Origin of the sequence: Virgibacillus sp. W0181 (assembly GCF_051846915.1) — a bacterium.
In the GTDB taxonomy this organism is placed as follows: Bacteria; Bacillota; Bacilli; order Bacillales; family Amphibacillaceae; genus JBPYCR01.
This window is the reverse complement of the sequence record NZ_JBPYCR010000018.1, coordinates 39,960-65,597: the sequence shown is the minus strand read 5'-3', so window position 1 is coordinate 65,597 and position 25,638 is coordinate 39,960. Positions and strand designations below refer to the sequence as shown.

Genomic DNA, 25,638 nt, shown 5'->3' with positions numbered 1-25,638 from the left:
GTGATTTCCCTCCTGGATTTGGTTTTGGTCGACTTTAATTCTAAAGGGAAACTCACTTGTTTTCTATTTTTATACTAAAAAATAGTGTTAGTGAATTTTCTTCACCAACACTATTTATTGTAGAGCCTGTTTTTTCCCTTTTGGTTTTTGAGTTGAGTTTATAACGCAGGTAACTTAAATGGTAGAAAAGTTTAATCTTTAATCATCATTATATAATTTAAACAAGCTGTATTACATAGAAAGAACTATTCTAAAAAGTGGTTATACGTTTAAACAGACAACAATAAATTTTTATATAGTTATATCAAAATCTGATAACCTCTGTATTTTAAATGAGATGATCCTTTTCTCACACTACAATAGTATATATTTACGTAATAACATACGTAAATATTACGAATGTAATAATTTAACAGTTAAGTATATTTCCCTCTTCAAGTGCGAATCCCTACGTTCACCTTTAAAGTGTAATTATGACAGGTTATACGGTAATCTACTTTGTATAGTCTGAAAAATAAAGGTTAATTAACACCGTTGGTCAAAAAGTCCGGTAAAAATGACACATCGAACTTCGTCGGTAGCTTGTGTTTCAACTGCTTATGTATTTAAAATATACACTCCATCACTCAAAATACTTCACTCCCACGAGCATCGCGGTCATTTTTATCCTTCTATTTAAACTTGTATTTATAGACGATTTGTATAAACTATAAAAAACTAAAAAATTGATAGGCGTCGTTTTCTTAAAACATGTTGTCGAATCATTTTTTATTCATCTCGTGTTTTGAATATCTGTAGCTATTTTTAATAAGAGATCTTTATAAACAACTTTCTTCAAAATGATTAGCCACATATTCACCAATCGATATAGATGCAGTCGCAGCAGGAGAAGGCGCATTACAAACATGTATTCCGCGATTGGTTCTTAGAATTTTAAAATCATCTAAAAGTTTGCCATCTTTAGTTAAAGCTTGGGCTCTTACCCCTGTTTCTGTGGGCATTAGATCTTTTAATCTCAATTCTGGCAATAATCGTTTTGCTGATTTCAAAAAATATTTTTTATTTGCATATTGGAACATTTCATCTACACCATATTTGAAATTCTCTTTTGCGACTTTCCAAAAAGCTGGATATGTAACCGTATCCATTATATCTTTGAAATTAATGTCTAACTTCTTATAACCCTCTCTTTTCAAAGAAAGAACAGCGGTAGGTCCAACATGGACTTCTCCATTCATCATACGTGTAAAATGTACACCTAAGAAAGGGAATTTTGGGTTGGGAACCGGGTAAATTAGATTATTAACAAGGTATGACTTTTCACTCTTTATTTTATAATACTCCCCCTTAAATGGTATAATTTTCAGTTCAGGATTTAAGCCGGCTATTTGGGAGATACGATCTGAAAAAAGACCAGCACAATTAACTAGATACTTAGTGTATATTTCTCCTTCTCCTGTTGTCACTTCTATCTCATTGTTGTTTTCCTTTATATCGAGTACTTCTGTCCCACATTTAATTTCGCCCCCATTTATTTTAATAGTCTTTGCAAACGATTTTGCAACAGCCTTAAAATTAATTATTCCAGTAGCAGGTACTTCTAAAGCCTCTAAGCCATCACAATGAGGCTCAATATCGTTAAGAATGTCTTTATTCAATTTATTTACTTTTAAGCCGTTTTGAAGAGCCCTGTTGTAAAGGTTTTTAAGTTGTGGTATCTCTTCTTCTTCTGTTGCTACGATAACTTTTCCGCAAACATCATATTCTATTGAATGTTTTTTGCAGTATCTCAATAATTTTTTGCTTCCTTCTCTAGCAAACTCTGCCTTCAAACTACCGGGTTTGTAATAGATACCTGAATGAATAACTCCGCTGTTTCTGCCAGTTTGATGGCATGCGACATCTTCTTCTTTTTCTACTAGTAATAATTTCGAGTTAGGATTCCTTTCTAAAAGAGCCATAGCAGTCGACAACCCAACAATTCCGCCACCTATAACTAAGAAATCGTAATGCATTTTAAAATCACTCCATATTATATTATTCTTTCAAACTTTATGTTGTTAATTGATTATGTTATTCGCTAACCAATTATAAGTATTGTATCACAAAGTGAATTAAGTTGTCGTACAACTTTACAATATATATCATACAATTTAATGTATTTAAAATATATTGACAAAAATAAACCAGTGGTGTACTCTTTATTTGTAGTGAAAACGCATTCAATTTGGATGTAGTGATTTGTTTACCACTATATTACATAAAATGGTAGTACAATTTATTTTTTGTTGTCATACATGTTTCGTTGATTACTTACCTGGTTTTTATGCTTTTATATAAAGTAAATCTGAAAGGGGGATTAGCTATGGAAACAGTTAAGATAAATGATGAACTAAACGATCGCTTGGATCAGGAAATTCCTTCAGATGACGAATTGATATCTGATGATGTCAGTAAAAAGGATCATTTATTACTATTATTTGTAGGTTTTTTTCCATTTATTGTTTCAGTTATTTGGTTTATTAATTACATTTCATAATTTTAAGGAGGGTAAGAATGAATAAAACAGGAGAAAGTATATTCCCTTTGCCACTAGATAAAAGAACAGAGGGTGCATGGTCTTTATTTTGGTTGTGGGCTGGCGGGAGTGTGCTGTTAACAACTTTTTTAGTTGCAAGTGGTTATGCACCATCAATTGGTTTAATCCCGACCATAGTATTAACTGTCTTCACTAATTTCGCGGCTTATACAGTAGTTTCTTGGTCATCTCAGCGGTCTGCAAAATATGGTATTGATGAGATTATTGCATTAAGACCCACTTTCGGAATAAAAGGTTCCTTATTTGGGGTTATAATTTTAGTTGGAATCAATTTCGGCTGGATGGGGATAATGGCTGCCATGACTGGTAGTGCCACTAAACAATTGGTTAATACAATTTCTGGAGGGGTTACTTTTACTGGTGATTATAGTTTATATGCATTTCTAGGTTTAGCAATACCAATAATACTACTAATGCTATCACCAAAAAATGGGTTTAGACTAGCCAAATTAACAGTCCCCCTATTAATAATTTTAGCTATTTATTTGTTAGTAAACTTGTTACAACCTCATTACTGGAATCAAATGATGAATGTGAAACCAACTTACGATATCGGCTGGGCTTTTGTTCTAGAAGCTTTAGTAGCATTTGCTGTCGCTTGGCAACCTTATTTAGGTGCTTGGAATAAATTTGCTAGTTCTCAAAGAAGAGCGTTTTGGTCAACATATATTGGCTTAATGTCTGTAGGAATACTACTTGGTCTTGTTGGTGGCATGGCTACTTTGTTAACAGGGGAAATTGATCCTTCAGTATGGGCTACTGAACTCGGTATGGGATTATCCGGTTTAATAGTAATTTTACTGGGGACTATCACAAGTATTGCTTTGTTATTATACGCAGGCATTATGGCAGTACTATCTGTATTCCCTAAATGGAATTATAATATTGTAGCAATTTCTATTAGCTTACCATCCACTATATTTATTTATGTGTCCAGTCTACAAAATTTCTTTGATTTAATACTTGTATTTGTAGGTTTACTGGCCGGTCCTTATTGGGCAGTAGCAATGGCAGATTACTTCTTTCTTAGAAAAGAGAAGATAAGTGTGAAAGATTGTTACTACTCAAAAGGTAAATATACTTATTGGAAAGGGTACAACCCCATTGCTTTCATAGCTCATATTTTCGGAATGTTACTATGGGTGTATCTTGGCGGCTGGCTAAGTGGTTTAGATTCTGTTTCATTTGCATCAGGTCATGCAATATTCCAATATATAACCGCTACAATCCCTTCAATGGTTTTTTCGGGTATATTGTATATTATTCTAGCAAAGTATTTCTTTTCTAAATATCCTTATGGCGGGTATACATTTAACCCAAAAGAAAAAAAGGTTGCATGAAAATATTAATATTTGTTAACTTTTCAATAATACGTAATAGGAGGATTTACAATGACCAATGATACTTGGAGTTCAGTATTACATGGGGGCATATCAACTTTTATGAAAACCCCGATTATACAACCGAAAAGAGATATTATAAAAAACGAAGGTGTAAAAGCTGCTGTAATAGGAATACCTTTTGACGGAACAACCATTACTCGGCCTGGATCAACAATGGGGCCACGTAAATTTAGAGATGTTTCATCTAGTGTAATACCTTATCACTTTGATTATGATGTAGATGTAGTAAAAGCTTTTAATTTAAAAGACTGTGGTGATGTCGATGTTAAGATAGGCTCTGGATATGAAACAGTTCAACGGGGTAAAGACAGTGTGTTGGAAATTCTACATGGAGGAGCGATGCCTGTCATTGTCGGCGGAGAACACCTAGTCACGGTAAGTGGAACAAAAGCTGTAAATGAATTCAATCCTTCAGGTAATTATGGTTTCATTATGTTTGACGCTCATTTTGATACAGCAACAGATATAGATGGCGATAAATGGAGTCACTGTTGTCCAGTAACACGAACAATGGAACTTAATTGCTTTAAACCAGAAAACACTGTAATTATTGGTCCTCATGGACCTACAAATCCAAAAGCAGAACTTGAATATGTAATAGAACAAAACATTAGCTACTTTACAATGAGAGATATATACAAGCAAGGTATCGAAAAAATAATAGAAGAGGCTATTAAAATTGCCTCCAAAGATACAGATGGTATTTATATTTCTATTGACATGGATTGTCTAGACTCTTCGCACAGTCCAGGAACCGTTGCCCCTACCCCTGGTGGTATGACAACGCGTGAGATGATTTTAGCAATTGAACGACTAGGAAAAGAAGATGTTATTGGTCTTGATGTTGTTGAATTTGCTCCACCTTACGACCACCCAGATATTACAGCAATCAGTGCAGTAAGGTTTGTAGTAGATTTCCTTGGCTCTATAGCTTCAAGGAAGAATAATTAATTGCATTTATTGAACCACCAAATATTTAGTGAAGGAAACATTACTTATGTTTTGTCCAGCATAACAGAAGTGTTCGGTAAAAATGTTTGAAGTTGCATTACATGAATGTTTAAGTTTTGGTAGTCATTGGTATATACAGTAAATCATACTATCTCAATGACTACCTACAATCAATTAAATTAGATGCAGATTCACCAACAATTATAGTTATTAGAGAGAGTAACAACATTTACCCTTAATCTATTTAACTGTGATTGTTCAACTCATTTATTGCTATTACAATAATAATCACTTCAGTATTGTTAATTTTTAGAAATTTAATTTTAAAGGTATTTAGTTTTATTTTATAATAATACTTTTTAACTAAAAGTAGATTATACGACTAATTGGAAACATGATATATTAGTCAGCATTTTTAATTAAAGATGATGAATTATTTGAAATAGTAGACTTTTCAATATGTATGTATAAGGAGATATACAAATGTGGAAAATTGCAATTTGCCAAACAACCCCAATGTTAGGTGATCTTGATCATAATTTAAACATAATTGAAAAATCAATTGCTAAGGTTTCGGGAAAGGCAGATTTAATTTTATTTCCAGAATTAATGTTAACAGGGTATAATGTAGACAAAATAGTTGAGAATGTTTACCAAACAGAAAACAGTGGTTACATTAAAAAAATAAAGGAAATGTGCAGCTTATACAAGATTTATTCCGTTATATCTTTTATAGAAAAAGATAAAGATAATTATTACATTTCGGCTATGTTAATTAACTGCAATGGAAAATTCGTAGGTACATATAGAAAAACCCACTTATTTTTTGATGAAAAAAAATATATAAGTGAAGGTGATTCAATAGAGGTATTTAAAACAAGCATAGGGAATATTGGTATTATGATTTGCTATGATTTAGAATTTCCTGAAGTAGCAAGAACCTTAGCCTTAAAAGGTGCTGATTATATTTTAGTTCCTACTGCAAATATGCTTCCGTATAGCTATCATCAATTTATTTATGCACAGAGCAGAACTTTTGAAAATGAAATTCCCGTCATTGTTTGTAATCGAATAGGTAAGGAATCACCTTTACAATTCTTTGGGGAAAGTATTGCAGTAAAAACAAATGGTGAAATAACCAAATTAGACACTAATCAAGAGCAAATTGAAATAGTGGAAATAAATAACAAACCAATTGACAGTAAATTAAATTATTTGGAAAATAGACGGCCAAATAAATACAAGAGTTTAATTGATTGAAACTGAACTTATGTATGACTATTGGAACTAAATTACAGGGGGTGAGAAATATTGAAAATGTAAAATTATCACAACTAATTGTTAAAGAAATTATGTTGAGAATTGAAACAGGTGAATATCCTCTTTTTTCACGTTTGCCTTCAGAGAATAAACTTGCAGAAAAATTTAAAGTCGGAAGGTCTACTATACGAGAATCCTTAAGTGTATTAAAGTCTCTAGGAATCTTATCTTCCAAACAAGGTGGAGGACATTTTATTCATGAAACCAATTTGACTCCTTTAATAAACAGTATAAATATCCAAACTAGAGAGTACCAAGAGATTAAATATCTTTTCGAGGTTAGATTTATCCTTGAGTCTGAAGCTGCGTTTATGGCTGCAGAAAGAAGAACTACCGATGATATTATTCAACTTGAAGAATCTTTAAGAAAATTTAAAGTAGCTTTAGAGTCGCCGGATCAAACTGGTCAACTTGAAGATTTTGAGTTTCACAAGACAATGATAAACACCACACACAATCCTATTATGATAAAGCTGATGGATAGTTTGTCAGATATGTACCAAAAAACTTTGGAAATAACTTTAAAACAAAATTTGGGTTTAAACAGAAAAAGACAAGATGTTTATAAAGAACATAAAAACATCTTTAAAGCAATAAAGGATGGACAACCTGAATTGGCAAAAATTCAATGCCTAATTCATTTAGGCAATGTTCAAAAGAAAGTCAACTACTTGTACCACTCACAATTGCTACCTCAAAAGCTTTCTTTGCAGTGAAAAAACCATGAATAACATAGAAGTTCCTCATGGTTTTTTCTTTTCACCTGATGCTAAAACAGTTTAGTGATTTCCGATGAATTTAGCGTTTTGGGCATTTTAATCGGACTCCTCATAGTCATGTATGTCGATAACCATTGGTTGTTCCATTTTGGTTTTTGATTTAACATAACAGGAGTTGAGCTAGAACGACTTTTTCAGCATACGTGAATAAACTCTGTTCTGTGTCAAAAACAAAACAGAGGTGAACGATGATAAAAAACTTCATTGCAGTAATAGAGAGCCAATCGATATAGCAATAACTGAAATTTATAAAGATGATGAAGATGCTCCGGAAAGCTAAACATGGTCTTCCTATCAAACGGAAATAATAAAGATAAAACAATTATTTTATTTGGTGGAGGTGGAGCATATGAAATCACACTTAAAGTACTGCCATATTACCGCGCTCATATTACGTATAGAGAAGATACTATCTTCGTCAGCGCAGATGGTGAACTAATAGACTGTGAGCATATAAAAACATATCCAAAACCTTATTTTAAATAAGGCATAAGGCATAAAACTCCATTAGTAATCCCTGGTTATTGCCCGGCTTTGTTTTTAGTGGAGGGGTATAATAACACGGAATCGCGCGCCAAAAGGATAGAAACGCTCTTGGGAACATGAGAAACAGTCGTGGAATCATCATCCAATAATTGAAAACCACCTCCGATGAAGCAATGTTAACTCACCGGGGGTGAAAATCACTTGAACAAATCCGAGCCTCATGCGCGATCGATCAACTCCTACAAACATGCCCGCCCTTTCCCTTGCAACAAAGAACTTCGGCATACGAATAGAAATTAATCATTCTTTTCTCTGTTCCGGGTACGCTATTTCCCCCATAAATAAAATTGCATCGGTTTTATTGTCCTGAATCGCTATGAAAAATGGACGGTTGACATCCATATGAAAAGGTTCATCATTAGTAATAGACTCCATCACGACTTCCGCAGACGTCACTGCCGCCGCTTCTGTTCCTTCTTCGTCTACTTCGATAAATGTTTTTTGTTTTACAGTATCTATCCAAATTTTCTCATCTTCTTCAATCATTTTCGAAAGATCAGCTTCACGACCGAATGCGGCGTTCATTGCGAGTGATTTTAAAGCATCATTCAGGAGTACTTCATATTCCAGCTGGAACTTCGGAAGCATAAGTGTTCCTTTCTTTTGCCGCAGCTCATCATTCCAACTCTTCCAATTCTCCGTAGTAAGAGTTTGACGAAATTCATCCATACTGATCGCTTCCTTTGGCAAAAAGATATGCATACTCATATCCTCATTTTCCCCATAGGGAAGAGCGACTGTTTGGAATTGACCATTTTCCATATAGCGAAGCTTTTTGTCATTCATAATCATAAAGGGTACCGGTTCTGAAGTTCCATCATCCAGATAAAAATTCTTTTCTTCCGTTAATTCTTTCGCAAATTCATATTTCCAGTCGCCTTTAAAATAAATAGCATTAATAAGAATAGCAACCAAATCAGGATTTAGGGGAGCTTGTATAATGTCAGTAATCTTTTTGTTCGTTGCGTTTTTCACCCATTCATTTATCGACTCTGCAGACTCGTTATCCATAACATCTATTGTCTCAATTTTCGCCTGAAAAAAAGCTTCATTATTTTGTCTAAAAGCATCCTGAAAGTGAAAGCGTTTGTTCAGCCAAATTGAATTGGCTACACTTGTTTTTATTTCGTCCGTATCTTTATTTAATGCCCCCAGTAGCGAAGCATTTGCTTTATTCAACTCATCAACCGTTATTCCTTCTACTTGCAATGCGTTAGAAATCTCTGCCTTCGTTTCCCCGTCAGCTCCGTTGTATACCATCCCTAAAGCCATCAATAAACTTGTCGGTGAAATAAATATATTAAGATGCTCATCGGCATCGACTAACCCCATTAGCTTGAAACCAAGTTCGTTGTTTGGTTGAACGATTTGCTTATAATCGTTCGAATCAAAAACTGCATCTCTAGACGTATCGTTTTCGTCCTGATTCGCTCCTGTTCCACAGCTTCCCAAAATGAATAAAATTCCGAATAAAAGCGGCAACAATTGTTTTTTCATTTTTCTATCCTGCCCTTTCTCCCAGTTTTGTAGCAATATGCTTCAATTATGGACATTTTATGTACGTTTCAATCAACACGTTTTTAACGACTAGTTATGTGGAACATCTATAATATAGCCTTTAACGTATATACTAAGTCGACATTAAAAACAATACAAGCAATTTAGAATCATTCTTGGAGGGATTAAATCATGGCAAGACTTGATGGAAAAGTAGCGATAATTACTGGTGGTGCATCTGGGATAGGTGCGGAAATGGCGACCATGTTTACAGGTGAAGGTGCGACTGTCATTGCTGCCGATATTAATCAGGATGCATTGGATAAGATTAGTGAAAACGAAAATATACACGGGATGAAGCTGGACGTATCTGCAGAAGAAGATTGGCAGTCACTCGTGGAAAAGGTGGTAAATGACTTTGGAAAAATCGATATTTTAATTAATAATGCCGGAGTTACTTCGGAAAAGCCCATCACTGAAATAAATTATAAGGATTGGGAGTTTCTTTCAAAAATTAATGGCTTTGGCGCCATGATGGGCATCAAATATGTTGCACCTGCGATGGAAAGGAACAAGCAAGGATCAATTGTAAACTTATCTTCTGTTACCGCACAAATTGGAATGGGCTTGAATTCATATTCAGCCTCAAAAGGTTCGGTTCGCGCCATTTCCAAAGCGGCTGCTGTCGAATATGGTAAGCGTGGAATACGAGTGAATGCCGTATTTCCGGGAGTGATCGAAACACCAATGACAAAAGGTTTAAAATCAAGTGAAGGACAGTTAAGCCAAATTAATGCATTAACTCCATTGGGGAGATTAGGTCAGCCGGAAGACGTCGCCAATGCGATTCTCTTTTTAGCAAGCGATGAGGCATCCTATATTACCGGTGCTGAACTAGCCATTGATGGTGGGTACTCAGCAATGTAACGACTCCAAAATGATTCCTGCTAACAAAGGCGGGAATCATTTTATTACCACTTCATCGTGAGCAAACGAGAACCTTATTGCAAATCTTTTATGATCGCTGCCTTAAAATCGTCAAAGTCCTGTAAATGTTTTTCAATAATTTTCTCAACGATTTCGATCTGCATTCGTGTATAATCATGTACTGCGATATTTCTAAAACCTACCATTGCTTTCATATTCTCACATAATGTCTTGTTTATTACCCCATTGTCCGCCAATAGGTGAAACCCATCCCGACTCGATTGAGGAACTCCTAGTTTACGTTTTGCTATTACATGCATAGCCATATCTATACTAGCTTCACATGCACGTTGAATATTCAATATAATAGAATCCTGCTTCGTATAATTGTGCAACGATTTCGGATTGTTTTCATACACTTCCTGGATTCGAATAATACACCGTTCAATCGTATGCGCTTTATTCAATAGAACATCGTTTTCCATATATTATCCCATCCTCCTTGATCGTTTGCATAATGACTTCTCTTTCTTCATTTAACTTCGCATACATTTTGTACACTTTCATTTCAAATTCCATCCGTTTTTTCTTATCGCAACAATATATTACTTTCCCATAATGAATGATTTGCAGCTGAAAAACCGTTGAAGCTTGATTAAGATCGATTAAATCAACATCCTTATCTAACATACTTGCTAACTTTTGAGCAGTTAAAAATAACTCGTACGGCGTTTGTTTTTTTTTGCTTAAAAATGCAAGATCAATATCATTTGCTTGTTGTGGGTTCTTCTCTACTGTTGAGCCAAACAAGATAATAAAGTATGGAGCAAGTTCATCCACTAAAAAGAGTTTAATTTTCTCTATTTGAGCTTGTTCTAACAATCTATTCACCCCTTCTTCCTTTATTATACAACAATACATGATAACAATACATGATAAGGAAAACATTGGATAATACTATTTCCCTTAAACCGAAAAAGAAAAAAAGACTCTTTAAAAGAGCCTTTTATTCGACGTGAATCATCCCTGTATTTTCTTCCGTTACTGTCCCTACAATAGCTGCAGGTACGTTTTTATTTTGAAGTTCACTTTGTAATGCTTCTGCCTCATCTGCTGGCACTGCAATGAGCAATCCGCCGGAAGTTACGGGATCACTTAGTATAAGCTGATCAACTTCATCAATTGCATCATCATAAACAACTTTATCACTCAACCATTGGTGATTTTTCTTTGCACCGCCCGGAATAATGGACTGTTCTGCCAACTCTCTGACCCGCTCCAATAATGGAACGTTGTCTTTGTGAATTGTAATACCGACATCGCTTCCTTTCGCCATTTCTGATGCATGACCAAGCAAACTGAAACCTGTAACATCTGTAGAAGCATGAACAGTGTATGCTTGCATCGTTTCCGCAGCTGTTTTATTTAATGTTGCCAATAATTCCATCAAGTTATTTAATTCAGTTTCTGTGAGCATGTCTTTTTTAATGGACGTTGTCAAAATACCAACACCAATTGGTTTCGTTAAAATTAGTTTATCGCCTACTTGCGCGCCATTGTTTGTTTTTATTTTATTTGGATGAACCGTTCCTGTTACAGATAAACCAAACTTCGGCTCTTTATCATCAATGGAATGTCCACCTACGAGCGTCGCGCCAGCTTCCGTTACCTTGTGGGAAGCACCGGTTAAAATATCCGTTAAAATTTGTTTATCCAACGTATCGATTGGAAAGCCGACAATATTCATTGCCGTTAACGGAGTACCACCCATCGCATAAACATCACTTAACGCATTGGCAGCGGCAATTTGTCCAAACATGTACGGGTCATCCACAATAGGTGTGAAAAAATCAAGCGTTTGAACAAGTGCAACATCATCATTTATTCGATAAACACCCGCGTCATCAGATGTATCTAAACCTACAAGCAGGTTCGGATCATTACTTGTTTTTGGCAATTGTCGTAATACTTCCGATAAATCCAATGGGTTTATTTTACATCCACAGCCACCTTTGCTGGATAGTGATGTTAATTTCACTTGATCTTTCTTAATCAGTTTCTCTGTCATATGATCAGCTCCCTTTTACTATTTGTTTATAAATCGTTATAAATGATTGTATTTCTTGGTCTAGCGAATGATGCTTATTCACATATGCCTTGCCCCGCTCTCCGATACTTTTTTTCAAAGCAAGGTCTTCAACCAACCTTTGGGCATACATAATAAATTCCTCTTCATCGCGATAAACAAATCCATTTTCTTCATTCATTATTATACTGCGATTACCATTATTATCCGATACAAGTGTCGGAGTACCCTCGGCCATTGCTTCCAATATAGCAGACGGTTGTCCCTCCGAGATGGATGTATTTAACACGACATCACCTTGTCTAAAAAGCGCACCCATTTCTTTATGAGGGATTTGACCCACGTATTTTATCCAATCGCTATGCTTTTCGACTAGTTCTTTTATAACTTCCCCTTCATCTTTTTCAATGATCGGTCCAACAAGCCATAACCGAATGTGATGGTGTTTTTCCCTTAATATTTCGAGCATAAAAATGGCACTTGTAATATTTTTTATTTTCCGGAGCCCTGCCGGCAGGATAAATAAAAACGTCCCATTCTCTTTCATATGTGGGGATTCTATTTTTGGAAATGCAGTAACGCCTTGCGGAATGACAAAAAGTTTATCAGCAACTTCGGGAACTTCACGCACGACAGTACTTTTCCCTTGTTCCTCAAACACGTGAATCGCTTCTGCTCCTTTCAACGTTTCAATAACTTTGTCTCTTTTCTTTTCATTAAACAAATCTTTATTTAAATCCGTCCCGGTCATGGTGATCAAATAGGGCTTGATAGGGTAAGATACTTTCTTCATAAAGTTATAAAATTGATATGCATGAAACCCGTGAAACAGATCCGCTGCTCCGTTTTCATCCATATTAACAAAGGGCTCATCATCTTTTGTTGCATTGATAATGTCCGTTTGTATGCCGTAGTTACGTAAAGCCCCTAAAATACGATTCCCTGTTACCATGTTTCCTCGTTGTTGATCAAAGAAAGGAACTACTAGCTTAACCTTCATCCATGTCATCCTTTAACTGCTGAACTTATATCACCTATTGTAGCATCATTTACCTACGTTTACATTTCCAAGAGCCTTTGTGATCGATCGAAACAATGTACTCGGCCTTTAATGATATTATACAGCCAATAGTATAATTCAGACGAACAAATTGATTTGGATCTATTTAAATATTACACCGAACAATTCATAACAGCATAACGAATAGACCGATTCCAAGCTCTAGAAATCAGTCTACTCAAAAGTAAAAAAATGCACGAAAATATTAAACAACAACTCCGAGTAACATAGCATTTAACCAAGCAAAAAAATTAATATACCATGGCCCTTCAAAACTTTAGCCTTTTGCTATTTGTTTTCGATCTGCAGCTTGTGGCGGCTTTTCCATCCACCCATTATTGATCATAATATCAGCACCATCCTTCAGAAATTTCGCAATCTCTGCCGTAAGTCGTGTGTACGTGACACTCAAATCAGCTCGCTCACTGACTCCAAGCGCTGTACCATATTCTCCAATACCAGAGGCATTCATGGTCAAAATATGAAACATCATAAGCTTGTCGGAAAACGGAGCCTCAGTAGAATCAGTAGGCTGTGCATCCCACGCTACAGGTACAGTCAAGTAATCTTCCCGTAACAGATTGCTAAAAATGTCGGTATGTTTTCTAGAGATGTCTCGACCCTTTGACATAAATTGCCGAACTTCTTTAGAGGCGGCAACTTGGCTGAATCCAGTGATAAGCGCCTTTCCTATCGTATTTCTTTCAACATTAAAATACAAGTTAGTAATTTCAATAGCATTCAAAGGCCGCTTATCACTGAACCAGCCACCACTTAAATAATTTTGTTTATTGACATATTCTATCATTTGTGGATAAGGGATATAAGGTGGTCTTGTGAAAATTCCTTTGGATAACTTAATCTGAACAGCTTGATCTAATAATTCCGTTGCGTTTGAAAGACTTTGTTTAAAAAACTGGAAAACATCCGAACGCGCTGCGTTGGACAACGCTAACGTATAGGCATTCATCCCTAATTTACCAAGGTTTTGAATGTATAGCAGAAAGAAATCATCCGTATATAAGGGTGCAGCATTAATATTGACGTCTTGATTCGAATACCCCTCCGGAACTGCAATTTGTTCCGTTGTGAAAAGAGTCTGTATAAATGTAACATTCTTCTGGGATAAGTCCAATGCATATTGTAATATCGAGCGAATCTCCTCGTCCTTAACGTGATTCATTGCATAATTAAGGACTTGTATTGCCATCGAATCACTTTGATAAGCGGACCACAGACTGCCAATTTCTGCAGATGTTAATTGTACGTTCGTTTCCACTATAAATTCCTCCAAAAATACATGTTTTATAGTATTTTTACCTTTTCATTCGAAAATATTCTATTTTTTGAGGAAATACTTGTACGGCATTCAAATAATCCCATGTATATTTATAAAGCGTATTGAAAAAATATAGTGTAGGGATAAGAATACTATCAATGAAAAGAGGATGCCTAAACAATGTTCATTGGGGTAATTACTTTTACAATAAGCTGGCTAATATTTTTCATTTTCTCATATAAGAAAAACTTCCCTATTTATATCCTCACAAGTTGTATAGGTATTATTTTAGCATTTATTACGGACTTATTAATGTTTGTGTATCCTCTATGGAAATATCCGGGAAATCCGTTAGAACTATTTGGGATTCAATTAATGAATGCATTTGGAATATATTTTGTAGTCATATACTTTTTCCTACAAGCAATACCAACAAAACAAACGTTATTAACGATGGCCCGCTACATATTTTATTGGTCTATGTTTGTTATCGCGTTAGAGTTTATATTTATACATATCGGCTTTATAAAACATGGGTTATGGTGGAACTTAGGCTTTTCCTATGCAGCTGATTGGATATTATTTACCGCTTTTTATATTCATCATAAGTGGGTAGTAAATGTAGTAATTACTACACAGTATTCGTAATTAAACCAATTCAAGGGAGGGGGAAAGGTTGCAAAAAGAAATTGTCGAATTAGCAGAACGATTAAGAGATATAAGGAACGATTACTGGTTAAACGAAACCTTATTTTCAATTAACTGGTGGATTCTTTTTTTCACGGCGGTAAGTGTTTTAGTTATATGGATACTCATTCTAGATAAGAAAAGAATAATTGAGATCATTGCATACGGGCTTATGGTGACGATAACAGGAATAATGTTGGACACACTAGGTGTTTCATTACTGTTATGGCGATACCCTCATACTTTAATTCCATTCCCTATTCTTGCCGAAATTCATTTCATACACATGCCTATAATTTTTATGATCATTTACCAGTACTTTAATACATGGAAGACTTTTTTAATTGCCGCTACTGTTAACGCATTTGTTTTTGCATTTATTTTCGAACCATTACTGGTGTGGCTACACATATATGAACCATATCAATGGAAGCATATATATTCATTTTTCCCTTATATTTTCATAGCCATCGTATTCAAATGGGTGATCTATAAATTTAAACAACTTGAAAAGCGTTATGGTGACGATAATAAATGATGGTCCTGAGGTACGTTAACCGTTTAAAAACTAACTTTTCCCCCGAAATATACTTTCATTGCCTCAAAAACAGGGAAAAATCCGGCATTATATAAAATCAGCAAAATACACTTTATTGTTTATGGAATTATGATATACTTGCTCCTTGGGGAACACGTTGTTCGAAACCATCCAACGTTAAAAAACTAAGGGAGATAATTAAATATGAATGCAAAATCACTTGTTACAAACGCGTTAATAGCCGCCCTGTATGTGGTTGTTACGTGGTTAATCGTTCCATTTGGATTTACACATATCCAATTCAGGATTTCAGAGTTATTTAATCATCTTGTTGTTTTCAACAAAAAATACTTCTTTGGAATCGTGCTAGGCGTTTTCTTCGCCAATCTTTTCTTTTCACCAATGGTTGCCTATGATTTGATGTTTGGGTTGTCACACACAGCATTATCGTTACTTATTACGATTTATGTAGGCAAATACATTAAAAACAAATGGGTATTAATGAGCTTAAATATCATTATCTTTTCGTTTAATATGTTTATCATTGCTCTAATGCTGAAACTCGTATTGGCAATTGATCTATCATTTGGATTTATTTGGATAACAACTGCGGCTGGAGAGTTTATTGTGATGGCTGTAGCGATGCCAATTGTATATGCATTAAATAAACGTTTAAAATTTAGTCAGCTTGTTTAGCGAAAAATGAACAGCGTCCCTATACTTAAAATTATATTTAAGATAAAAAAGCCACACACATTTTAGTTATTCCTAAATGTGTGTGGCTTAACTTTTTTGCTTCTACAATTAGAAGTATGAACATCTAAAAAAACAAACTTGACCTTGCAAATGATTCTTGAAAATAGTACAGGTCAATTAGATAAGAATTACGAAAACCTTACATTTTTTAAAGTTTTTATCATACAATTCTTTTAGAGGTGATGATAGTGACGAGAGTAGCACACACCGAAAGTGACATTGATTTAATAGCTAGGATGATGAGAGCAGAAGCCGAGGGTGAAGGAAAACTAGGAATGCTTATGGTTGGGAATGTCATTGTAAATCGAGCACAAGCTGATTGTTTAGATTTTCAGGATGTTAGGTCTATACGGGATGTTATTTTTCAAATTCAAGGTGGTAATTATTCATTTGAAGCAGTACAAAAAGGTAATTTATTTTATAACCCTGCTAGAGGGGTCGAGAAAAAGTTAGCACGACAAGTTTTAAAATATTGGAGAGAACATCCTTCCAAATATTCTCTTTGGTACTTTAATCCATTTGGTGAATGTCCACCTACATGGTACGGTCAACCATTTGCAGGACAATATAAACAACATTGTTATTATGAACCAGTAGCTAATACATGTGAAAGTGCTTATAGATAGTAACAAAACCCCCTCACAGCTCGTGGGGGATTTTGACTTAACAATTACTGTAGAAGCTGTCCATTTTACCAGATTATATTTGTCGTCATCAGCCGATTTATTGTTGGTAAGGTGCCTTACGAGATTCGCTTATTATTCAACGGCACTACTTTTCCTTTTCCGGAAAAAACGTATATGACCAGCTAACCACTGTATCAACAGCGAATATAATCATCCAAATCTTACTTACTTGCTGAATCATCTCGTTTTGAAAAGGCGCATTCATCGCCGTTTCCTCTTCCCACCATGACCAATCGACAAGATAATACGCAAGGTCATGTGAATAATTCCCGAAATTCATCCAGAATATGTAATGTGCAATAATAAATACCGATGCGTGCGCATACCACCATAAGCGATTTTTCCGTGCAATGACTTTTGGATCTTTTGCTCGCTCTATCTTTCGCATCTCTTCCGCTGTCAGCATATTAATACCGCGCCATTGACCGATCTTTTGTTTAATATACCGATCGAGGCGTTTAAAATCAGAGATACCGAACGTACATGCATACGCAATAAAGATTGCTATAACAATTGTAAATGTAGATATTTCTCCTGTTTGCCTGTAAATAAACACGGCGAGCATAACTTCCAAAATCATGCCAACAAAAAATAACGCCAAAAACACCGAACTAAGCTTCTGGTTCATTAACGTATAACGAATGATTAGAAATACGAGCAAAGAAACGAACGACAGCACTTCAAGCGCTATAAAAATTTCCCATTGAAAAGAAATCAGCAATTCCATCATAATCAAGGCTCCAATTCATAATTTTTATTCAACTGTTTGATTACTCAAACAAATGGAAAGGCGCTTGATTATAATTGATATCCAGTTCCTGCTCCATATTAGCATACATAACCTGCTCATATTGCTCCCTGAAAGATTCGGGCCGTTCGTTTTTTCCGGGTGCTGCTTCATCAATCCTATCGAGGAAGTTCTCTTGTATATAACAAATCACTGTTTTCTCAATCGATAATATTTTATTCATGTTTCTGAGCAATTCATCCATGACTTCCAATGTAGATAACCCATTTGTCCAAATATCTTCTACGCCATAAGAAGTGGAGCTTCCTGAAGCAAAAGTTCTTCTGCCACCGATTAATCTGGATTGCTCCAAGATAGCAGTGACCATTTTTGGTACTTGAATGAGTCCAAGTACATTGTTATCATCACCAGCATTTAGTGGAATTCCTTTTACTTTCCCACTTAATAAAAAATGGAGTCTTCTTTCCGCTCCCCACATGGCCAACAATAGTGCCTCAATTAATTGACTTGTCGCCAGACTGATCATTGGTGCCAAAAAGCTGGCCTGTGATAAAGCAGCTTCTTCTTCATATAAAATAATTGGATTATCTGATCTTCTAGCCAATTGTTCCTCAATAGAATCCATATAAGCTTGAATACTATTGAAAAAAGCACTGGCAACCTGTGGGTACGCACGTACGGATACAGGATCTTGCACAGTATAATCACCGGTATCGTCCAGCCCCTCCTTTATCCAGTTTAAAGGATGTTTCATCGTGTCATCTTCATTCAACATTACCTTATCACTATATGTATGCCTTTTTTTATTGAGGATCTTTGCATACTCCACACTATTCGAATTGTATAAACTCCATACCGATTGAACGAGCAATAGTTTGGCAGTTGCAATACCCACATGGACAAATGAGCCATTAATCAACGACAATCCTTCTTTTCGCTGCAAACTATATTGGTACTTTTCTTTAAGCACATTTGCCACTTCCTTTGCCCAATGGGCTGCCGGAATGACATCTCCACTAGAATAGGACGCATGTTTAGGTACAATCGGTTTGATTGTTTTCTCTTTCATTCCTTGTAGCAAATGCTCATATAAATCCGGGGTTATTCCTGTTCCTCCAAGCGAAAAGGAATGTAGCTTCGCATAGGATATACATCTTGTTTCATAATCAGAATATGCTTCCCCCGTTCCAATCATGTGATTGTCTAGCAAATACGTTTGAAAGGCACTAATTTCTTCTCCATGAATAGACACATGATCCAAGTGACCTACAAGTGTATTTACTCCATATAATCTGGGTGGGTGATCTTGATTAAGTAATTCATCCAGGTGCTTTGCATCCTTTTTAACACGATCTGTTGCTTGAGTCATATATTCAGGAATCGTCTGCTTCATAATATGCTTGATAAGCGTCTGTAGCTTTTCACTATGTTGATACATTAAGAATCATCCCCTCCTTTTTACATAAACAAAAACGAACATAACAAATAACAATATCAGTATTCCAGTCCAGATCATATTGTCTGGAGAAAGTGCATTTCCCAGCCTAATAAAGCCAATGGATTCGTTATCCAGTATAGCCATTTCCGGATTGGCACGAATCGTTCTCGAGAACTGAGAAACATTTGCAAAGAAATCAACTAACGCAATCCCGCCAATCGCAAACAAAATCGACTCACTTACCGTACTGCTGAACTTTGTATACTTTCGATAAAAATAATCAAGCCTGTCTTTGCTGAAGTTTATTTTATTTGTAATACTATCTTTAATTGCATCAATTTTCCACTTGAACAATATTTCTTCAAAGTATTTTTTTCGATATCCTTGTAAGTTTAATACCTGCTCTTTCAATTGCATAAAAATGAGATTCACATTTTCAATATTTACTTCCAGCAATTTTTCCATTCTTTTTACTGCTTTTCCTCTGCCTTTAATGGAATAAACTTCACCAATCAACTTGGAGAGCTGATTATTCATATGATCTAATACGACATTATAGTATTGACATAAATTCAACGCTTCCACAGCACAGGATAATAACTTTTCCTCATATCCGTTAATCACCAAGTTGTTTCCCCAGCCAAAATAAAAACCATCTCTCCGCACTTGTTTATCTACTTGGTCAATACCCTCATTACCTAATGAAAGCCAATGGTGATATAAAAACGTTTCATTTTCAAAAGTTGGTACATACAATGTCCTATTAACCCACAATGGGATACCAACATGTTCAGCTTTAAAAAAACCTCGTTTTACTTTTTTATCAGATTTATTCAAAATCTGCTCATCGGTAAGATCCTTTTGAACGTAATGGTCTTTATCCAGTGACTTGATTTTGTTAAAAAGTTGCTGAAGACTTTTATCATAATAGCTTTGACTAACATACTTCATAAACTCATTGGAAAACAACTGAATATCATTAATAAATGCACGCAATTCAAGTTCATCAAACATCTCTATTTGCCTATGTATATAAATGGTTGTTTCCATTATCCCTATTGTATTATCAAAGATATGGCAGGTTGTTTCCTTTAATTGGTGATCAAATGTGATACCATATTTGTTACATGGTTCCATAAAGCGGTCTTGTGCTAGTTCCAGTATTTCTTGAACAACAGGATCATTACTTATTGTGAATAATTCCGGCGAGAGATAGTTTCCATCCTCGTTAATCAGTTCATAAATAAATTCCCGCTCTTTGCTGTGTAAAAAATTTATGCTTGCATTGTCATTATATTGCTCTTTCACGTTATTCCAAAATTCCACATATGATTTATGGTCACGCATGGCATTAAAATATAATATGTTAAGTGATGTTTTAAACGGTGCAATAAGCTTTATTTTCATTTCCTTCCCCCTGATCTTATCTATAATAACCGACAACATACAGCATTAATATGATTGAATCTAATACCATTTAGCACGTAACAAAAAAGGCCAGCAGCTTGAAATGATATCAAGTTACTAACCTATCAGGGTATACCTATTTCCACGGCAGCAGTTTATTCTCAAGCCACTGCAATCCTCTGTTAAATGTTAGACCTAATATAGATAAGACTAGCACGCCAACCATTAGTTTCGTCGTAATCATTAAATTCCCGTAATGCAGTACCATAGAACCAATACCGCTTTCCGCTGCAATCATTTCCGCAGAGACTAATAACAAAAGCGATGTTCCCGCAGCAAGCTTCAAGCCGGCAAAAATCATTGGAAGCGATCCGGGCAAGACAACTTTCCGAATAACGTTGACAGGACTAGACCCGAATGTAACTGCTGCTTTCATAAGCATTGGATCAACATTTTTAACACCGGAAAATGTATTAATAACAACCGGGAAAAACACCCCTAAAGCGATGATCGTTACCTTTGATAATTCTCCGATACCAAGCCATAAAATAAATAATGGTAAAAGAGCAATTTTTGGAATTGGATAAATGGAATAGACAACCGGAGTTCCGATGGCGTCCGCCCATTTGGAAAACCCAAGAATAAGCCCAAGGAAAATACCAAAAAATGCTCCAATAGCATAACCAACGACGATACGATATAAACTCGCAGACAGATTTTTATAGATTTCACCCGTTAAAATCATGTCCCAGCCAGTTGTTATGATCGCAGAAGGAGCAGGTAAAAATAATGGAGATACAATATTCAGCCTTGTTATTAGCTCCCAAATGAGAAGAATACCGATAATTCCCATGAATGAAGCATACACAGGCACTTTTTTTTCCATAAAAGCGACACGATTTGTAATCATTTGTTTCTTATTGCTCATCTCCATTACTCCTTTAACGCTTCGGCTGCATCGTGGCGAATTAATTGCCAAATGTCATCCGCATATTGTTCAAATTGCATGCGATATTGTTCTTCGCCTCTACCTGTTTTCGGCAAGTCGATATCAATAATGCTTTTTATTTTCCCGGGATGACGCGACAAAACAATGACACGATCTGCCAAATAAACAGCTTCTTGAATATTATGGGTAACATACAACGTACTTAATTTTGTTCGATTCCAAATCGTCAATAACTCTTCCTGCATTAGTGTTCGTGTTTGGGCATCGAGTGCTGAAAAAGGTTCATCCATTAATAACAAGTCCGGATTGATGGCGAGTGCTCTTGCAATACCTGCACGTTGCTTCATTCCGCCAGACAGTTGCTTCGGATATGCATTCTCAAAGCCTGTCAGCCCTACCATATCAATATAATGCTGTCCGCGTTCTTTTTGTTCCTTTTTACTTAACCCTTGCTCTTCCAGCCCATACACAACATTTTTAAATACAGTACGCCATGGAAACAACGCAATCTCCTGGAATACAATTCCGAGGTTTGGCTGTTGCTTGTCCATGCCTTTAAAATAAACAGACCCTTCCGTCGGAGACATAAGGCCTCCGACGATATTTAAAAGGGTCGATTTACCGCATCCGCTCGGCCCAACTAATACGACAAATTCCTGTTGGTTAATGGAGAAGTTGATGTTCTCCAATGCGGTTACTTCTTTCTTTTTCGTATCTTTAAACGTCTTTCCAACGTTTTCAATGACTATTTTCACTGAAATCACTTCCCAAGTTCGTTTAACGCTTCATCCAATAATTCCGTATTGACAATTTTGCTTGCATCCAATTCCTGCTCCAACAAGTCTTCTTTTACATACCAATCAATTTGTGTTTGAATATCTTCTGCTAACAGCTTGCCATCACGATCCATATATGGCAGTCCTTGTGCAATTATTTCCGGCTCCTGATCCGTGTAATCCGCAATAATGTTGACGACTTCATCAAAGTTTTCGCCTTTAACAAGTTCTCCGTCTTCTTTTGTTAATACCGCATCATAGTAGTAACGAGTAGCTTTCGCATATGCTTTCAAGAATTTTTCGGCTGTTTCTTCCTCTTTTACAAATGATTTTGAAAAGAAAATACCGGAAATTTGATAATCAAATGCGTCACCTACTTGGGCCACTACTTTCCCATATCCCTCATCAAGTACTCTAGTAATGTTTGGTTCATTTAAAAGAACGGCATCTACTTGTTTACTTTCGAGCGTCTCCATCAATCCCGGAATACTGTTTAATGGAACTAGTTCCACGTCATCTGCAGACAATCCATTCTCTTCCAGCAATCTGCCGGTCATATAATGATACGTTGAACCAGTCTGTGTAATCCCGATTCTTTTCCCTTTCAACTCTTCTACACTCTCTACGTCTGAATCATCAGGAACGAGTAAAGCAGTCGAAGAATACCCTTCCTGCTCTCTGCCTTTATCTGCAACAATAACTAATTCCTCGCCACCAGCAACCATGTTGTACAAACTTGCCGTAATACCTGTAGCACCAACATCGACATCTCCGCCTGCTGTTGCAACTGAAATCGGTTGAGCTGCTTCAAACCATTCCACATTTACGTCAAGCCCTTCCTCTTCGAAAAAACCTTTTTCGATCGCTAGGAATAATGGTGCGGAGCTCGTTAATTTCAACATCCCTATATCTACAGCAGTTAATTCACTATCTGCTTCTTTATTATTATCATTGCTTGTCTCTTCTTCACTCTCATCATTTTGTCCACAGGCAACAAGTCCAAATGCCAAAATGAACAAAGTAATGAGTAATAACAGATTTTTCTTTCTCACGTTATTTCCCCCACATTTCTATTAAATTATTCAGATTATTAGAAACGTTAAACTAGTACAAGTTAACAAATTTAACGATTAACATACGCTCTCTAGAATAGCATAATTGGACAAAATTCTCCATACATTCAAAATGTTAATTTTGCTTAGTTTTAAAATGTATTTCTTCGGGTAGACACCCTTCTAGTCATTCCATTAAGAAAAGCGCAAGCGCCCTGGTCAGCCCCGACAAGCTTAAGCAAGAAATCGTAGTGGCGATTTTTGCCACGAAGAGTTATTGCTTAAGACCTCGAGGGGATGGGCGCTTAAGCTAGACAGCTATGCTCAAAATTATATACATTCTTATCTTTTTAAAAAAATACTGCGATATGGTAGAAGAATCGTGTGCTAGCATATACAATTATAAGAAAATAACAAAAAAGGAGTGATTCTTTTGTTTGAAGAAGGTCTGCTTATTACGATTATCATTATTATCGGCTTGATTATTATAGTTCCGCTATATATATTTTTGCGGATTTATTTTCAAGATGTAAAACAAATTCAACATTCTATATTGAGGAATTTTCCTGTATTGGGAAAGATTCGTTATATTTCAGAAAAGGCCGGCCCGGAATTTCGACAGTACTTTTTTAATAACAATAGAGAAGGGAAGCCCTTTAACCGAATTGAATTCGAATATGTATATAAATCGGCAAAATATAATAACCGAATGATTGGATTTGGTTCGGAGCGTTCTTTTAATGAAGAGGGATTATACATTGTCAATCATATGTTCCCGAAAAAAAGAGAAGAAATGAAAATAGAGCAATTCCCAAAAATAAATACACGGTTATATCATATTGATAATGAAAGATTACTTACTCGGAAAGAACATACGGAAGCTCATGTATTAGATCCATTTTATTTACCAGAGGAGGAAGCAATTGTACTTGGCAAAGACACCGTAAGAGAGCCATTTAAAATTAAAGGACTTATTGGGCAATCTGCGATGAGTTTTGGTTCACTAGGAGACCATGCAATTACTGCTTTATCGAAAGGGCTTGGCTTAGCAGGTGGTACATGGATGAATACGGGAGAAGGAAGTGTCTCACCATATCACTTGGAAGGTGATGTCGACATTATTATGCAGGTGAGTTCTGGTTTATTCGGCGTTCGTACGATAGATGGTGCGTTTTCCTGGGAAGCCTTTAAAGAAAAAAGCAACATGAAGCAGGTGAAGGCATTTGAATTGAAACTAGCACAAGGTGCCAAGCAACGCGGCGGACATGTCGAAGGTGAAAAGGTAACTCCTGAAATTGCATCCATTCGAAATGTAGAACCTTGGAAAACAATTAATAGTCCAAATCGATTTCACGAATTTAATGATGTGAAAGGTTTACTAGAGTTTGTTGATAGAATGCGAGATGTTGGCGGCAAGCCCGTAGGTACAAAAATTGTCATCGGTGATGAGTCACAAGTGGAGGAATTTGTGAAAACGATGAAGGAAACAAATATTGTCCCTGATTTTATTACGATTGACGGCGGTGAAGGGGGTACGGGCGCCACATATTATGAACTAGCAGAATCTGTTGGTTTACCTGCATTTGCAGCATTACCATTACTTGACGATATGTTAAAAAAATACGATCTACGCGAGCGGACGCATATTATCGCTTCCGGAAAATTATTGACACCTGATAAAATTGCTATGGCGCTAGCACTTGGGGCAGATATGATAAATATTGCACGTGGTTTTATGTTAAGTGTTGGTTGTATTATGGCCCAGGTTTGTCATACGAATAAATGCCCTGTTGGAGTCGCAACAACAGATCCGAAATTACAAAAAGGATTAAGTATTGAAGAGAAAAAGTATCGTGTTTGTAATTATTTAGTTTCATTAAGGCAAGGCATCTTTGAAATGGCTGCTGTTGCAGGAGTTGATTCCCCAAGGAAGTTTTCACGCGAACATATTGTATATAAAGATCGGTTTAATAAAGTTACAAAAATAAACTCCCATAGGTATATAGGCTAGTTTTTATCGCAACAGCTACACCTGCATTGAAACGCTATCTCTAATAGAGTCATAGCGTTTTTTGTTTGGTTAGGACACATTAAAATACGGTTATTTATGATTAAAGGTTTTTCATCACACATTGCAGTCAAGGAAAAATGAGA

At 35.8% G+C, this 25,638-nt stretch carries 25 protein-coding genes and 1 riboswitch; of the genes, 12 read left to right on the top strand and 13 right to left on the bottom strand.

Annotated elements, in window-relative coordinates; all coding sequences use genetic code 11:
• Positions 1 to 818: 818 nt before the first annotated feature.
• Positions 819 to 2,015, bottom strand: coding sequence for an L-2-hydroxyglutarate oxidase (gene lhgO / locus ACLIBG_RS09700; RefSeq protein WP_439312564.1), 1,197 nt, complete (start codon positions 2,013 to 2,015; stop codon positions 819 to 821).
• Positions 2,016 to 2,365: 350 nt separating this feature from the next.
• Between lhgO and ACLIBG_RS09695 the strand changes: the two genes are divergently transcribed.
• From ACLIBG_RS09695 to ACLIBG_RS09670, 6 genes are all read left to right on the top strand, one after another.
• Complete coding sequence (locus ACLIBG_RS09695) at positions 2,366 to 2,539, top strand: hypothetical protein (protein ID WP_439312563.1); 174 nt, start codon at positions 2,366 to 2,368, stop codon at positions 2,537 to 2,539.
• Positions 2,540 to 2,556: 17 nt separating this feature from the next.
• Positions 2,557 to 3,939 carry a purine-cytosine permease family protein gene (locus ACLIBG_RS09690; protein ID WP_439312562.1) on the top strand — a complete coding sequence of 461 codons (1,383 nt, stop codon included), beginning with the start codon at positions 2,557 to 2,559 and terminating at the stop codon, positions 3,937 to 3,939.
• 51 nt (positions 3,940 to 3,990) lie between these two features.
• Entirely contained in the window at positions 3,991 to 4,953 is a 963-nt protein-coding gene (gene speB, locus ACLIBG_RS09685; protein ID WP_439312561.1) for an agmatinase, read from the top strand.
• 483 nt (positions 4,954 to 5,436) lie between these two features.
• Entirely contained in the window at positions 5,437 to 6,213 is a 777-nt protein-coding gene (locus tag ACLIBG_RS09680; protein ID WP_439312560.1) for a carbon-nitrogen hydrolase family protein, read from the top strand.
• Positions 6,210 to 6,989, top strand: a complete 780-nt coding sequence (locus ACLIBG_RS09675) for a FadR/GntR family transcriptional regulator (RefSeq protein WP_439312559.1) — start codon at positions 6,210 to 6,212, stop codon at positions 6,987 to 6,989. The genes ACLIBG_RS09680 and ACLIBG_RS09675 overlap by 4 nt, the downstream gene beginning before the upstream one ends.
• A 345-nt stretch (positions 6,990 to 7,334) precedes the next feature.
• Positions 7,335 to 7,538, top strand: a complete 204-nt coding sequence (locus ACLIBG_RS09670) for a DUF3888 domain-containing protein (RefSeq protein ID WP_439312558.1) — start codon at positions 7,335 to 7,337, stop codon at positions 7,536 to 7,538.
• A 300-nt stretch (positions 7,539 to 7,838) separates the two neighbouring features.
• Here the strand turns inward: ACLIBG_RS09670 and ACLIBG_RS09665 are convergent, their stop codons facing one another.
• Positions 7,839 to 9,095: a serpin family protein gene (locus ACLIBG_RS09665; protein WP_439312557.1), complete on the bottom strand. Its 1,257-nt coding sequence runs from the start codon at positions 9,093 to 9,095 to the stop codon at positions 7,839 to 7,841.
• Between the two features lie 192 nt (positions 9,096 to 9,287).
• Between ACLIBG_RS09665 and ACLIBG_RS09660 the strand changes: the two genes are divergently transcribed.
• Positions 9,288 to 10,022 (top strand): SDR family NAD(P)-dependent oxidoreductase, encoded by a 735-nt coding sequence (locus ACLIBG_RS09660; RefSeq protein ID WP_439312556.1) that lies wholly within the window; start codon positions 9,288 to 9,290, stop codon positions 10,020 to 10,022.
• A 74-nt stretch (positions 10,023 to 10,096) separates the two neighbouring features.
• Here ACLIBG_RS09660 and hepT read toward each other — a convergent pair whose 3' ends face one another.
• From hepT to ACLIBG_RS09635, 5 genes are all read right to left on the bottom strand, one after another.
• Positions 10,097 to 10,507 (bottom strand): type VII toxin-antitoxin system HepT family RNase toxin, encoded by a 411-nt coding sequence (gene hepT, locus ACLIBG_RS09655; RefSeq protein ID WP_439312555.1) that lies wholly within the window; start codon positions 10,505 to 10,507, stop codon positions 10,097 to 10,099.
• Positions 10,482 to 10,943 (bottom strand): type VII toxin-antitoxin system MntA family adenylyltransferase antitoxin, encoded by a 462-nt coding sequence (gene mntA, locus ACLIBG_RS09650; RefSeq protein ID WP_439312554.1) that lies wholly within the window; start codon positions 10,941 to 10,943, stop codon positions 10,482 to 10,484. Before mntA ends, hepT begins: the two co-directional genes overlap by 26 nt.
• 85 nt (positions 10,944 to 11,028) lie before the next feature.
• Complete coding sequence (gene selD / locus ACLIBG_RS09645; RefSeq protein ID WP_439312553.1) at positions 11,029 to 12,090, bottom strand: selenide, water dikinase SelD; 1,062 nt, start codon at positions 12,088 to 12,090, stop codon at positions 11,029 to 11,031.
• Between the two features lie 4 nt (positions 12,091 to 12,094).
• Complete coding sequence (locus tag ACLIBG_RS09640) at positions 12,095 to 13,108, bottom strand: glycosyltransferase (protein ID WP_439312552.1); 1,014 nt, start codon at positions 13,106 to 13,108, stop codon at positions 12,095 to 12,097.
• A 337-nt stretch (positions 13,109 to 13,445) separates the two neighbouring features.
• On the bottom strand, positions 13,446 to 14,447 hold the full coding sequence (locus ACLIBG_RS09635) for a DUF3231 family protein (protein ID WP_439312551.1): 1,002 nt from the start codon (positions 14,445 to 14,447) through the stop codon (positions 13,446 to 13,448).
• A 180-nt stretch (positions 14,448 to 14,627) separates the two neighbouring features.
• Here ACLIBG_RS09635 and ACLIBG_RS09630 point away from each other — a divergent pair, with 180 nt between their 5' ends.
• The 4 genes from ACLIBG_RS09630 to ACLIBG_RS09615 all read left to right on the top strand — a co-directional run bounded on the left by ACLIBG_RS09630 (position 14,628) and on the right by ACLIBG_RS09615 (position 17,054).
• Entirely contained in the window at positions 14,628 to 15,095 is a 468-nt protein-coding gene (locus ACLIBG_RS09630; RefSeq protein WP_439312550.1) for a CBO0543 family protein, read from the top strand.
• Positions 15,096 to 15,123: 28 nt separating this feature from the next.
• Positions 15,124 to 15,672, top strand: a complete 549-nt coding sequence (locus ACLIBG_RS09625) for a CBO0543 family protein (protein ID WP_439312549.1) — start codon at positions 15,124 to 15,126, stop codon at positions 15,670 to 15,672.
• A gap of 150 nt (positions 15,673 to 15,822) precedes the next feature.
• Positions 15,823 to 15,867, top strand: a riboswitch (PreQ1 riboswitch).
• Between the two features lie 9 nt (positions 15,868 to 15,876).
• Complete coding sequence (locus ACLIBG_RS09620; protein WP_439312548.1) at positions 15,877 to 16,368, top strand: QueT transporter family protein; 492 nt, start codon at positions 15,877 to 15,879, stop codon at positions 16,366 to 16,368.
• Between the two features lie 248 nt (positions 16,369 to 16,616).
• Positions 16,617 to 17,054 (top strand): cell wall hydrolase, encoded by a 438-nt coding sequence (locus ACLIBG_RS09615; RefSeq protein ID WP_439312547.1) that lies wholly within the window; start codon positions 16,617 to 16,619, stop codon positions 17,052 to 17,054.
• A gap of 145 nt (positions 17,055 to 17,199) precedes the next feature.
• Here the strand turns inward: ACLIBG_RS09615 and ACLIBG_RS09610 are convergent, their stop codons facing one another.
• The 6 genes from ACLIBG_RS09610 to ACLIBG_RS09585 form a co-directional block, all read right to left on the bottom strand.
• On the bottom strand, positions 17,200 to 17,844 hold the full coding sequence (locus ACLIBG_RS09610; RefSeq protein WP_439312546.1) for a hypothetical protein: 645 nt from the start codon (positions 17,842 to 17,844) through the stop codon (positions 17,200 to 17,202).
• A 40-nt stretch (positions 17,845 to 17,884) separates the two neighbouring features.
• A complete protein-coding gene (locus tag ACLIBG_RS09605) occupies positions 17,885 to 19,300 on the bottom strand; it encodes an aromatic amino acid lyase (protein WP_439312545.1) in 1,416 nt (471 codons plus the stop codon).
• Positions 19,301 to 19,306: 6 nt separating this feature from the next.
• Positions 19,307 to 20,707, bottom strand: coding sequence for a hypothetical protein (locus ACLIBG_RS09600; RefSeq protein ID WP_439312544.1), 1,401 nt, complete (start codon positions 20,705 to 20,707; stop codon positions 19,307 to 19,309).
• A gap of 136 nt (positions 20,708 to 20,843) precedes the next feature.
• Positions 20,844 to 21,635 carry an ABC transporter permease gene (locus ACLIBG_RS09595; RefSeq protein ID WP_439312543.1) on the bottom strand — a complete coding sequence of 264 codons (792 nt, stop codon included), beginning with the start codon at positions 21,633 to 21,635 and terminating at the stop codon, positions 20,844 to 20,846.
• Between the two features lie 5 nt (positions 21,636 to 21,640).
• Positions 21,641 to 22,411, bottom strand: a complete 771-nt coding sequence (locus tag ACLIBG_RS09590; protein ID WP_439312542.1) for an ABC transporter ATP-binding protein — start codon at positions 22,409 to 22,411, stop codon at positions 21,641 to 21,643.
• A 5-nt stretch (positions 22,412 to 22,416) separates the two neighbouring features.
• A complete protein-coding gene (locus ACLIBG_RS09585; protein ID WP_439312541.1) occupies positions 22,417 to 23,484 on the bottom strand; it encodes an ABC transporter substrate-binding protein in 1,068 nt (355 codons plus the stop codon).
• Between the two features lie 433 nt (positions 23,485 to 23,917).
• Between ACLIBG_RS09585 and ACLIBG_RS09580 the strand changes: the two genes are divergently transcribed.
• Complete coding sequence (locus tag ACLIBG_RS09580) at positions 23,918 to 25,495, top strand: FMN-binding glutamate synthase family protein (RefSeq protein WP_439312540.1); 1,578 nt, start codon at positions 23,918 to 23,920, stop codon at positions 25,493 to 25,495.
• Positions 25,496 to 25,638 lie beyond the last annotated feature (143 nt).